Below are 12678 nucleotides of genomic sequence, written 5' to 3'. Positions count from 1 at the left end.
TATTACACCTACCTCTTCACTATGCTATTTAATAGCCTCAGCAAGAAGGAATCTTAATGGAGCATTCGACACCACTTATCACCACTCTCGTTGGCGGGTTTGTCCTCGCTTATTTGCTTGGCATGCTGGCACAACGCCTGAAAATCTCACCACTGGTCGGTTACCTTACCGCCGGTGTACTCGCAGGCCCTTTCACTCCTGGTTTTGTCGCTGATGCCTCACTGGCACCGGAACTGGCAGAAATTGGTGTTATCTTATTAATGTTCGGTGTCGGGCTACACTTTTCACTTAAAGATCTGCTGGCAGTAAAATCCATTGCTATCCCTGGCGCTATTGCGCAAATATTGGTCGCAACACTGCTTGGTGTAGGACTATCAGCAATACTGGGTTGGGAATTATTTAGCGGTATCGTCTTTGGCCTCTGTTTATCAACCGCCAGTACCGTTGTTCTGCTACGAGCGCTAGAAGAGCGTCAATTGATTGATAGCCAACGAGGTCAGATAGCCATCGGCTGGCTGATTGTCGAAGATCTGGCAATGGTGCTGACTCTGGTATTACTGCCTGCTGCTGCCGGTATCCTTGATAATAAGGAAACCAATATCGGACAGTTAATTATGGAACTTGCGATTACAGTCGGAAAAGTTGTTGCCTTTATTTTACTGATGATTGTTGTTGGGCGCCGTCTGATCCCATGGATACTGGCAAAAACCGCCAGTACCGGCTCCCGAGAACTGTTCACCCTCGCTGTATTAGTCATTGCTCTGGGTATCGCTTACGGCGCTGTTACGCTGTTTGACGCCTCATTCGCACTAGGTGCATTCTTCGCCGGTATGGTACTGAACGAATCAGAACTCAGCCACCGCGCCGCTCAAGATACGCTGCCGCTCAGAGATGCTTTCGCCGTCTTGTTCTTCGTGTCCGTTGGTATGCTGTTCGACCCAATGGTACTCATCCAGCAGCCACTGGCGATACTGGCAACGCTAGCAATTATTATTATCGGTAAATCTGCCGCTGCCATGTTACTAGTGAAAATGTTCGGCCATTCACGCCGTACTGCACTAACAATTTCGGTCAGTCTAGCTCAAATCGGTGAATTTGCCTTTATTCTGGCAGGTCTTGGTGTTGCACTTGGCCTACTTGATGGGGATGCCCGTAATCTTGTTCTGGCTGGTGCAATTGTTTCTATTATGCTGAACCCAGTTCTGTTCAGCTTGCTGGATCGCTATCTGGAAAAAACAGAAACTATTGAAGAACAATTATTAGAAGAAACTCTGGAAGAAGAAACTCAAATTCCTGTCGATATCTGTGGTCACACTATTATTGTCGGCTATGGACGTATCGGCAGTTTGCTATGCCAACGCCTACAGGAACAAGAATTCCCTCTAGTTGTTATTGAAAATACCAGAGCCAAATTTGAAGAACTTGGTGAGCAAGGTATCAGTGCCGTCATGGGCAACGCCGCTAGCAAAGATATTATGTCATTGGCGCGCCTGGACTGTGCCTGTTCCCTATTACTGACAATACCGAATGGCTATGAAGCAGGTGAGATTGTTGCCAGTGCAAGAGAGGTTCGGCCAGATCTGAATATTATCGTTCGAGCTGACTATGATGACGAAGTGACCTATATCATGGAGCGTGGAGCTAGCCATGTCATTATTGGCGAGCACGAAATTGCCAAAACAATGGCAAATGTGTTGGCAAGCAGTAAAAGCCAAGGCCATTTAGTTGAGCCTCCCCCTGCATCACCTTTTGTGCCATTAATTTGAGGAAACGCAGAGCCTCTGATGGAATAATTCTTCATTCTCATCGCTGAGCTGGACCATGACTTTACCCTGTATTCTATGACACCACATGAGCCGTTCTGACCACTTCAAGTAGCAGTGATAGGAACGGCTCAGAGAGAACAACACTTTCATTAAAACAGAAATTGAGACAAAGAAACCCTACACAATCCGTCTCTCCATACCCCCAATATGAAAAGACCAATAGGACGACAGCACCAAAGCTCTACGTCAGAGATATAAAACACCTTTTATTGACGTATAAAACATTGAGAACGAAAAAACAGATAATACTAAAGAAGCAAGACGATAAAACAGTTCGGGTTTTAAACAGCTTCTTCCCATATTTCCCAGATATAGCACTTTTCCCGCGCCCACCCAAATCAGGGAAACAGGTAATAACGCACAAACAAAAGTCATCATTGAAAGAGTATATTCTGACCACACAGTAAATGCCGTAAGAGGAAATATGTATGTAGCAAACACAAAAGCTTTAGGATTAAGCAAAGTAGCAAATAATACCGTACCAAAATGAACTTTTGCCTCCCCTTTACCTAATGAGAAATGCCAAACTTTAAAAGCCAAATAAGCAATGTATGTCGAAGCGCAGAGCTTTAAGGCAACCAACAACCATATGAAAGTGTGAGAGATTGTAGATAAAAACACCCCCCACAAACTAATTGCTGTTAAATAACCAAACGCCTCAGCCAAAATCAGCCTGAGTGTACTAATAAAACCATGTGAATATCCAGATGATACCAAAAGAGTATTTGTTGGTCCTGGCATAATTAAGACCATACTCACCATACTGGCAATGATTATATAATCGTAATAGCTATTCATAGTATCCTCAATGGCTGTTATATATAATAATTAATCATTTGAAGTGTAATAGGAAACTCTTAATATAAACTTCATCATGTGCCTTTATCTCCTTAAATTAATAATCATAAAATTATTGTCATTAAATATCATTACTCTCACTTAGCAGCGACCAACTGCATCTTTTGTTAGAATGTTAATAATCTCAATCTCTCCGATTTAATAAAAAACCAGATAAAAAAACCTGTACAAATATCGGCAACAAAACCAAACAATTGCGACAGGCAATAAATATTTCACTGAATGATCTTTCTAAATTATCAAGCATCTCTAGAGCTGCACTATCGAAACCAGAATCGATAAACCCTAACCTAAGTATCGATACACTAGATTCCATCGCCATTGCACTACGCCTCCCTTTTGGCGATCTCCTGACAGGAAATAACGAACAGCATCCCTATTTAGAAAAATGCCAATCTATGAAAGGATACTATGCAAAAAAATATAAATTTCTGTATCGGCTCAAGACATGTAAAATAAACATGACATTTCCAATTCATATAAACTAATATCACTCCCATATATCACTAATAAAGAAATATTTTCCAACCGACTATCTTGATTCTAGTTAACAGAATCAGCAATTGTAAAGGTCAGGTGAAAAATTTTTTATAAATTTCGATTCTAACTCAGTCCATCCTTTAACCAAGCTAAGATTTCCCTAGCATAAATCGCAAAATCAAGGGGTTTTATCTATGATTTTTTCCTCAATCATTCTCATTATAAATACAGAAAATAAAATAATTCCATTCCTACATTTGGCAGTAACCATAAAAAAATAATGGGTAAAATAACAATATTCTTGCAAGTAAAATGCTTACACTATAACTAATTCAGTTAAGGTAACATTCACCAATAAATAATTTTTACCTACTGTTTACTTTCTAAATTTCATCGACTCTTTCCAGCGTTCATTTCCATTTAAGAAAAACAATCACTGAAATTATTAATATGACTTCCTTCTACAATACTTAATTAAATCGCTAACATAGGACGCCCCCATACTCACGATTGTTAATAATGACACTTTCTTCAGAAACTATAAAATCAGACTTCCATTGTATATATTTTGAATATGCTTAACAGCAATGTAATTATGTTTCACTTACTATGAGAAACTGAGATAGATTACCAAGATTAATCATATAACCGACAATGGAGGTTGAAAATCACACTAACCATTTGAGTGATAGTAAAGTAAAAAACTATTTTACGCAGAAAACTAAGATATACAAAAAAAATTAAATCAAACGATTAATTTAAATTTATAACACAATGAAATAAAAAGACATTTTAATAATTTAAAAAAAAACACCATTTTTTTTATTTAAGTTGTTGAAAAAGATCATATTTTAGTTAATACTCCCCAACGTCGAGTGATAATAGTCCTACAGAAAGATGAAAATTCCGAATTGAAAATAAATTGAAGACATTAGAAAAAACTTATTGCTATCGTAACGTAACGAGGATGGCATTTTTTCTAATTCTATTCCAAAAAAGTTTTTCACTGCATTATAGCAATCATCTTGTAAGAATTTCATTACTGATATGGCAATTTATCGCTTGCAATATTGTAACAAAAATAAGAATCATTATCGATAAAGCTAACATACTTACAGTAAAAGATGCTATTTGAGAGAACAAAAAACAGACTTTATTGTGCCAGAATTAATATCAGAGATTATTATCAATAAACATGATGATATACTAAAAATAAATATTGCCTTGAATACCCATAAGAGAATAACGACAATTATTCAAAAATGGTGATATATGCAAGCTACAGTAAACGGGAAATAAGTGCCAAAATGGGTGCGGTTTATTCATCATCGAAATGATCAAGGAGACTATACAAGAATTCTTCATTAGTAAAAAATTGCTTATTCACATCGATTAAAAAAGACAAAAATAGAGGTAAACTCAATTGAGTTTCACACCGCTATAAAAATGTCTGCAATCATATAATCAACTACTAAATTATAACTTTAGTTAGATATAGAATTTTATTATATAGACAAAACTAAAACACATATTTATTAAGGTAAGGTATTTTTAAATGAAAAAGAATTTTATTTGGGCTTCTTTAGTGATGATATTAGGGACTTTTAGCAGTTTCAGTGCATTATCTTATGATGGGAAAATTCAATTTAAAGGTAAGATTATTGAAAATGGATGTACTGTAGCTGCGGGAACAGCGGGAAAAGACATTACCGTAGATTTCGGTAAGTTGTCAAAAAACGTATTTCAAAATAACTTGGGTGCTATTGAAATAAATACGGTTGGAAAAAGTGAAAACTTCACTATAAATTTATCCGCCTGTAGTGTTACCAGAAATCTGGGAATCTTATTCACTGGTACTTCAGATGATGGTAATAGAAATTTTTATGCTTCAGGGGTTGATGGGGTAGGCATTAAAATACACAAACAAGGTAGTGATACAGCAATAGCCCCGGGAGTAAATGTCGCTGACATCGCTACAATCGTTTCAAACAAAGCAGCTATGAATTTCATAGCAGAATTAGTTGCAACAAAAACGACTATTGTTCCTAATGACATTAATCAAACACTCAATTTCACAATCATATATCCATAATTACCAAATAAATATCTTTAATTAGTAAAGGAGTAAAAATGCTTCGCTTTATTACTCCCTTTTTACTTGTCTTTTTTATAGGACAAGTACAAGCAGGGATTACCTTAGGCGGAACCCGCCTTATCTATAATGGCTCACAAAAAGAAGCCACGATTTCTATCACCAACTCGGATACAGAAAGACCTTATCTTGTTCAATCATGGGTAGATAATATCGATAATAGTCAAAACAAAGTGCCGTTCATTATTACACCACCATTGTTTAAGATGGCGAAGGAAAGCGAGCATCAAATCCGTGTTTCATATGTGGGAAATTATCTACCATCGGATCGGGAGTCGATATTTTTGCTCAATGTTAATGCAATTCCGGCGGTTGAAAAAAATGACAACAGCAAGATGATCATAACCATCAAAAACATTATCAAACTGATTTATCGCCCAACAGGGCTATCTGATGATGATGCGAATAATGCTATTCATCGTTTGGAAGCATCACGTAATACCAATGGTGTTCAATTAACTAATCCCACGGCTTATTACGTTAATCTTAATGAGATGAAAATCGATGGAAAATTAATAGCCAGACCAGGATTTATTCCGCCTTTTGGTCACAGGGTATTCCCAGCCCAAAGTGGCATAAAAAGCGTGACGCTGACGGCTATCAATGATTACGGTGGCACAACAAAAGAGTACCAGTTTAATTTCTGATAATATTATCTGATGAGAGTATCGTGAGAAAAGTAATTAGCTTTGCTTTAATAACTTTTTGTTTATCATTGCCAGTACATGCAGAGCTGTACTTTGATATAAATGCATTACAATTATCAGATGAAGACAGAGAAAATATTAATCTGGACAGTTTGGCAAAAACAGATAGTCACATTCCGGGTATCTATAAAGTGAATGTTATCGTCAATCAAAAGGATATTGGCATCAAAAACCTATCCTTTATTGACTGTGGTGAAAAACTCTGCCCTGAATTATCTGTCAGCTTACTGAAAGAAATCGGGGTAAAAACAGAAAGCTTCCCTGAATTAGCATCACTTTCTGAACAAGAAATCATTTCTCAACCAGAGAAATATATCAAACATGCATCGACAGAACTGGATTTAAGCCATCTTACGCTGACGCTGAATTTCCCTCAAGCTGCAATGAGATCACAAATCAGGGGAGATATCTCTCCTGATCAGTGGGATGATGGTTTGCCTATGTTCTTCACCAACTATCATCTGACGGGAATGCAATCCTGGAATAAAAATCAAAGTGAACAAAATCAATATGTGAATTTACGTAGCGGCTTTAATTTAGGTCCATGGCGCGTTCGCCATAATAGTTACTATAATCATACTGATAAGACATCTGAATGGAAATCGCTTAAAACCTATGCTGAACGGGATATTCGCCCATTAAGATCCCGCTTAGTATTGGGAGAAACAACAACTGATAGCATGGTTTTCGATAGTTTCAGTTTTAATGGTATTAAACTGATGTCTGATAGCCAAATGTTACCAGATAGCCAGCAAGGATTTGCGCCTGTCATTCGCGGTATTGCCATGACTCACGCAAGGATAGAGATACATCAGAAAGATAATCTGATATATCAGACTTTTGTTCCGCCAGGCGCGTTTGAAATTACCGATATTTATCCCAGCAACTTAAATGATGATCTGGAAGTCTCTATTTATGAAGCAAATGGCAAAGTCAGAAAATTTACTCAGCCCTTTGCTGCCTCACCATTGACGATCCGTGAGGGGCAAACAAAATATTCTGTTAATATCGGTAAATTCAGTGGCAATAAACAAACCAACAAAAAAAGGTTTATCCAGACAGAAGCCACTTACGGGCTATGGGACAGCACTACAATTTATGGTGGAACAATTGTTTCTTCCGACTATCAAAGTCATGCATTAGGTTTAGGGCATAATCTCGGCCCATTTGGTACTGTATCAATAGATGTCACTAAGGCAGCAACGCGTTTCCCAAATAGAGAAAAGAAAACCGGCCAGTCTTATCAGATACGCTACGATAAAAGTTTCACTACAACGAATACAACGGTGACACTGGCTGGCTATCGTTACAATACTAATGGTTTTTTCAGTTTTAGCGATGCTAATAATAACGACCAATTCACTGATAACGACAGAAATAGCGCGCCGAAAAACCGCATGCAAATAACAATGGGCCAGAGTTTAGGTCAATATGGTAATCTTTCATTATCAGCCTGGCAACAAGATTACTGGCAAGATAAAACCAGCAAAAATCAATCATACATGATGTCTTATAACACCGATATTCATGATATCTCCTTATCATTGAGCTACAATTACCATCGTAATCGTTCAAGTATTAATAACGATCAAACTTTTTCGTTAAATATTAGTGTTCCTCTGGATAAATGGTTGCCATCAAATAATCACAGCGCAACAGTAGATTATGACACCACTTATAATAAAAACAGTAGCAGCCAACATACGATGACATTATCCGGCTCCTTACTGGAACAGCAGAACCTGAACTATATGATCTCTCAGAATTACAGCTACGAAAAATCAGAGAAAGAAAAAGAATCAGGTAATGCCGCCAGCCTATATTACAGAGGCTCATATGGTTCAATTAATGTAGGTTACACGACCGATCATAGAAAAAGTCAGCGTGTGAATTATGGATTAGAGGGCGCGATTATTGCACATCCCTATGGTGTTACTCTGGCGCAGAATATTAGCGAAAGCGGTGCCTGTGCTTTAATTCGCGCCCCTGGGGCAGCCAATGCAAAAGTATTGAATAATACATCTATCAGTACAGACTGGCGAGGATATACCGTTGTACCTTATATATCGCAATATCGAGAGAATGCTTTATCTCTTGATACCAATACATTTAGTACTGACGTAGATATTGATAACCCAACCACTAAAGTTATTCCAACAAAAGGCGCATTGGTATTGGCGGATTATTCTATTCGCGTTGGTCATCGAGTATTTTTAACATTACAGCATAACAGTAAGAAACTTCCATTTGGAACAGTAGTCACGGGGCCAAATGGTACCAATGGTATGGTGAATGAAAGAGGAGAAGTCTTTCTCAGCGGTGTTAGTGATACAGCAAAATTAAAAGCTGATTTAGGTGATCAACAAAGCTGTTATATTAACTTTGATAGTAAAAGACACCAAAAAATTAATGGTATTATTCTGACTTCATTACGTTGTCAATAATTAAAAATTACAAAAGGAAAACATATGAAATTTAATTTAATTATAACAACAACATTTATATATATATTATTCAATATTGCAAACGCATACGCACATTGCTCATTAAACGCAAAACAAATTAGCTTAGATGTTAATCTTAATAATCTTAATATTACCCCTAACATGCCCCATAAAAAAAACATTCTTATTCATGAAATTAACAAAGAACAATTAGCCCAACTCATGGGAATCGATGTAAATACATCCATTCTCAACCCCCATGATTGTGATCCAAGAGATGAACATTTTATTTTCATGGGAGATATATATCCATCCATACCAGGAAATACACCTCATGGCACAGGCATGATAACAACCGGAATAAAGAATCTATATTTTTATATTATTGCCACTGGAGAAAAAGAAAACATGAAATTGCCTACAACTAGTGGTCATAATTATATTTATAAAAACAAGGAAAAAATGACATTAAAAGATATAGGGAAAATTAGTATTTATCTTTATCAAGACGGGATATTGGAATCAGGGAAATCACTAATACCAAGGAAAATTGCCATATTACAGACATCTTCTGGTACAGAGCTAATAAGAATAAAAACTAAAAATAACTACACTATAAAGACTCAAACTTGTTCGACAACAACACCAACACCAAAAGTAAACTTTGGTAACGTACAAAGTTATTTATTTAAAGGAAAAGACTCTACTGCGGGTAGTGCTAATTTTAATATCACAGTTAAATGTACAGAAGGTGTTAAACCCAAAATTACTTTTCATGGAAACCAAGTAAACAATGCTCCAGACAGTGTAATGCAATTAAATAAACCCTATAAAAAAGATACAGCTAAAGGAATTGGTGTGCAAATCTTATATATGGGAACACCTGTTTCTTTAGGAAATCCGCTAACTTTCGGACATGCAATAGCAAACACTATCTATACATTACCTTTTACTGCTCGCTATTACCAAACCGAAGTTAAAATAACCGGCGGAACAGCTAATGCTACAGCACATTTTACAATTCAATATGAATGATATTAATATAAACTGTATAACATTTTCTTAATCTGGATAATCAACATGGAACAAACAGTTATACACACCCATCAAGCCTCACTACCAGAAAATGGTAATGGCTTTATCACTCAAATCGAGTATGGAACGGTTATTCAATATCCTCAAGTACATTTCTGGCAGGCTCGTTTTGATCTCTCTTATTATCACGATGAACTGTTCGGGCAATTAAACCTTCCCTTCCCAGCTCAATTAGCCAAAGCCGTCAATAAACGACGGGCTGAATATCTGGCAGCACGTTATTGTGCCCGTCAACTTTTAGCACAATTAGGACAACCAGAGTTTAATTTGATATCTGGCAATGATCGTGCCCCAATCTGGCCGCAGGGTATTTGTGGTTCTGTTTCTCATTCAGCTCAACATGCAATTGTACTCGCAGCACCGCAAACCAATAACCGATTAATTGGTGTCGATATAGAAACCATTGTCAACCATCAAAATATGGATGAAATGATAAAAATGGTATTGAATGATAGAGAAATACCCTTCCTGAATCATTGTCATTTATCACCTGAGCAGATGTTCACACTGGCATTTTCTGTAAAAGAAAGTCTGTTTAAAGCGCTCTATCCACATGTAAAACGATTTTTTGGGTTCGAAGCAGCCGAAATTATTACCTTATCCCTCAAAAATAACGAGATAATATTACAGTTGCAGGAAACACTCACCAATAACTATCCAGCAGGTACAATATTCCGTGGACAATTTATTATCTACCCACAGGAAATATTGACGCTAATCATTCAGTAGCCCAGACCAGTACAGAGTGGTTATTTATCTCAGATTTTTTACCTGGATAAATAGCCTTAGTTCATGTAGATATCAATGCTCGTTACGAATATGTCCTAAAAAAACCAATTATTCAGCTAATAGGATTAGTCTTAAGGTAAATCACCTGAAGTATTCTATGACTTAAATCACACTTTTTTAAATTAAACAGAAATCCATCTATCAAATATCCAAGACACTTTAATTTTTTTATTATATTCTCCTCGTTATATATTAATCGGATGAAAGTATTGGTGACCGCTCTTTATCCTCCCTGGGGCGGCGGACCCGATAATCCGGCATCACGATATTGACGGGCTTTCCCGGTCTGGCTTCTTTACCCCCTTGATGAGTTATCACTCACATAGCAGAACGTCGCCGGGCTGACAATGCCGTGCATGAAGCCCTTCAGCAATCATCAGGAGCCCTTTATATATGTCATTCCAGAAAACCTCCGCCGGGTTGCCCGGTGCGGTAAAGCAACTCGCTGGCCGATTCAGTACCCAGAGCGCCGGGGGCTTACAGTTCACCCTCACGGCTGGCGGCCTGCCGCCACACACCTTTGTCGTTGCCGCTTTTTCATTAAATGAAGCCTTTTCCACCCCGTTCAGCCTTAACGTCAGCTTAGCCAGTGCCAACCCGGCGATTGATTTTACCGCCGTCCTCGATAAACGTGCCACCCTGTCCATCCTGCGCGAAGGGCAAGTCCAGCGCACCGTCACCGGTATGGTCGCCGGCTTTGTTCAGGGCAATACCGGTAAGCATCAGACCCGTTACGAAATGACGGTCCGTCCGGATATGTGGCGCACCACCCTGCGCCAGAATTCCCGCATCTTTCAACAGCAGGATATCAAAACTATCATTACCACCCTGCTCAAAGAGAGCGGGGTCCAGGATGTCATCTTCAGCCTACGTAATCCCCATCCGGAACGGGAGTTCTGTGTCCAGTACCGGGAAACCGATTTTGACTTTCTGCAACGGCTGACCGCGGAAGAGGGCATCTTTTATTTCTTCGAGTTCGACGGCAACAAAAACACCCTAGTGTTTGCTGACGATGCCGGTTCCATTGCCAAAGGGCCAGTTCTGCCCTATCACCCGGAGGACGCGGCCCAGGCCCAGCAGTTGTGTATCACCGCCCTGACCCGCCACGCACAGGTGCGTCCGGCCGCCGTCGAGCTCAAGGATTACACCTTCAAAAATCCGGCCTGGGCCGCCGAATTTCGCCAGCAGATGCGGGAAACCGACCTCCAGTACACCGGCTATGAACATTTTGATTTTCCCGGTCGTTTCAAAGATGAACAGCATGGTGCCGATTTTACCCGCTACCGGCTGGAAGCCCTGCGCAACAATGCCCTGACCGGTTACGGTGACAGTAATGATGCGGCCATGCAACCGGGTGTGCTGTTTACCCTGACCGACCATCCGCGTCATGACCTCAACCGGCTCTGGCAGTTGGTCAGTGTGGCCCATACCGGCAGCCAGCCGCAGGCGCTGGAGCAGGCCGGCGGCGAGTCAGGCACCGTGATGAGTAACCACTTCACCTTTATCCCTTATGACCAGCACTGGCGGCCGGCTCTCCGGCCCAAACCGGTGATGGACGGCCCTCAGATTGCCAAAGTGGTTGGCCCGGAAGGGGAAGAAATCTTCTGCGACCAGTATGGCCGTATCCGGCTACAGTTTTTATGGGACCGTTACGGCCGGAGTGACGACCGCAGCTCCTGCTGGATACGAGTGACCCAGCCGTGGGCCGGTCAGGGCTGGGGCATGCTGGCCATCCCGCGTATCGGTCAGGAAGTGGTGGTGGACTTTCTGCACGGTGACCCGGACCAGCCGATAGTCACCGGGCGGACCTATCATGCCAGCAACATTCCGCCGGGGGCCTTACCGGGCAGCAAAACCCAGATGGCCTTCCGCTCAAAAACCCATAAGGGAGAAGGCTATAACGAACTGCGCTTTGAAGATGCCAAAGGCAGTGAAGAGCTGGCGTTGCACGCCCAGCGCGATATGAATACCGTGGTGCTCAATAACCGCGAAACCCGGGTGATGAACGACCACACCGAAAGCATCGGCCATAACCAGGTGCTGTCGGTCAGAAATGACCGCCATAAAGAGGTGACAGGCAATGAAGTCAGTGCCATCAACGGCCTGCGTCAGGTCACGGTAGAAAAAGACAGCCTGCTGAACGTGAAAAATAACATTCAGATGCATTCCCGGTCTGGTGGTATCGAAATTGCCACCGCCGGGGGCAGCATTACTATCGACAGTGCCGGCAATATCAGCATTCAGGGACTCAATATCACCATCAACGGCAAACAGGTCAATGTGAACTGACCGATATTGACGCTCAACACTTTTAATTCATGACCTCA

Annotated in this window: 10 protein-coding genes; 8 read left to right on the top strand and 2 right to left on the bottom strand. The window is 40.1% G+C overall.

Annotation, left to right across the window (positions count from 1 at the left end):
• Nucleotides 1-56: 56 nt before the first annotated feature.
• Nucleotides 57-1766 (top strand): YbaL family putative K(+) efflux transporter, encoded by a 1710-nt coding sequence (ybaL, locus tag C5469_RS00685; RefSeq protein WP_166300955.1) that lies wholly within the window; start codon nt 57-59, stop codon nt 1764-1766.
• 246 nt (nt 1767-2012) lie between these two features.
• Here the strand turns inward: ybaL and C5469_RS00680 are convergent, their stop codons facing one another.
• Together C5469_RS00680 and C5469_RS24190 are read right to left on the bottom strand one after the other, a co-directional pair.
• Nucleotides 2013-2624, bottom strand: coding sequence for a LysE family translocator (locus C5469_RS00680; protein ID WP_166300952.1), 612 nt, complete (start codon nt 2622-2624; stop codon nt 2013-2015).
• 184 nt (nt 2625-2808) lie between these two features.
• Nucleotides 2809-3006, bottom strand: coding sequence for a hypothetical protein (locus C5469_RS24190; RefSeq protein ID WP_339413442.1), 198 nt, complete (start codon nt 3004-3006; stop codon nt 2809-2811).
• Between C5469_RS24190 and C5469_RS00675 the strand changes: the two genes are divergently transcribed.
• The 7 genes from C5469_RS00675 (at nt 2930) to C5469_RS00645 (ending at nt 12640) form a co-directional block, all read left to right on the top strand.
• The gene (locus C5469_RS00675; protein WP_339413418.1) at nt 2930-3172 is read left to right on the top strand and encodes a hypothetical protein; all 243 of its coding nucleotides are present in this window, start codon (nt 2930-2932) and stop codon (nt 3170-3172) included. The genes C5469_RS24190 and C5469_RS00675 overlap by 77 nt on opposite strands.
• A 1547-nt stretch (nt 3173-4719) precedes the next feature.
• Nucleotides 4720-5256: a fimbrial protein gene (locus C5469_RS00670; RefSeq protein WP_166300949.1), complete on the top strand. Its 537-nt coding sequence runs from the start codon at nt 4720-4722 to the stop codon at nt 5254-5256.
• 38 nt (nt 5257-5294) lie between these two features.
• Entirely contained in the window at nt 5295-5963 is a 669-nt protein-coding gene (locus C5469_RS00665) for a fimbrial biogenesis chaperone (protein ID WP_166300947.1), read from the top strand.
• Between the two features lie 23 nt (nt 5964-5986).
• Nucleotides 5987-8467, top strand: a complete 2481-nt coding sequence (locus tag C5469_RS00660; protein WP_166300944.1) for a fimbria/pilus outer membrane usher protein — start codon at nt 5987-5989, stop codon at nt 8465-8467.
• Nucleotides 8468-8491: 24 nt separating this feature from the next.
• Nucleotides 8492-9502 carry a fimbrial protein gene (locus tag C5469_RS00655; protein ID WP_166300941.1) on the top strand — a complete coding sequence of 337 codons (1011 nt, stop codon included), beginning with the start codon at nt 8492-8494 and terminating at the stop codon, nt 9500-9502.
• 45 nt (nt 9503-9547) lie between these two features.
• The gene (locus C5469_RS00650; protein ID WP_166300939.1) at nt 9548-10291 is read left to right on the top strand and encodes a 4'-phosphopantetheinyl transferase family protein; all 744 of its coding nucleotides are present in this window, start codon (nt 9548-9550) and stop codon (nt 10289-10291) included.
• Between the two features lie 453 nt (nt 10292-10744).
• Complete coding sequence (locus tag C5469_RS00645; RefSeq protein ID WP_166300936.1) at nt 10745-12640, top strand: type VI secretion system Vgr family protein; 1896 nt, start codon at nt 10745-10747, stop codon at nt 12638-12640.
• Nucleotides 12641-12678: the final 38 nt, after the last annotated feature.

Source organism: Photorhabdus cinerea, assembly GCF_011189575.1.
GTDB classification, from domain to species: Bacteria; Pseudomonadota; Gammaproteobacteria; order Enterobacterales; family Enterobacteriaceae; genus Photorhabdus; species Photorhabdus cinerea.
This window is presented reverse-complemented; position numbering and strand designations above follow the sequence as displayed.

What these genes read in the sequence shown, in the direction of transcription:
- C5469_RS00655 (WP_166300941.1), top strand. Translation starts at nt 8,492, where the DNA reads ATGAAATTTAATTTAATTATAACAACAACATTTATATATATATTATTC.
- ybaL (WP_166300955.1), top strand. Translation starts at nt 57, where the DNA reads ATGGAGCATTCGACACCACTTATCACCACTCTCGTTGGCGGGTTTGTC.
- C5469_RS00650 (WP_166300939.1), top strand. Translation starts at nt 9,548, where the DNA reads ATGGAACAAACAGTTATACACACCCATCAAGCCTCACTACCAGAAAAT.
- C5469_RS00670 (WP_166300949.1), top strand. Translation starts at nt 4,720, where the DNA reads ATGAAAAAGAATTTTATTTGGGCTTCTTTAGTGATGATATTAGGGACT.
- C5469_RS24190 (WP_339413442.1), bottom strand. Translation starts at nt 3,006, where the DNA reads ATGGCGATGGAATCTAGTGTATCGATACTTAGGTTAGGGTTTATCGAT.
- C5469_RS00645 (WP_166300936.1), top strand. Translation starts at nt 10,745, where the DNA reads ATGTCATTCCAGAAAACCTCCGCCGGGTTGCCCGGTGCGGTAAAGCAA.
- C5469_RS00680 (WP_166300952.1), bottom strand. Translation starts at nt 2,624, where the DNA reads ATGAATAGCTATTACGATTATATAATCATTGCCAGTATGGTGAGTATG.
- C5469_RS00665 (WP_166300947.1), top strand. Translation starts at nt 5,295, where the DNA reads ATGCTTCGCTTTATTACTCCCTTTTTACTTGTCTTTTTTATAGGACAA.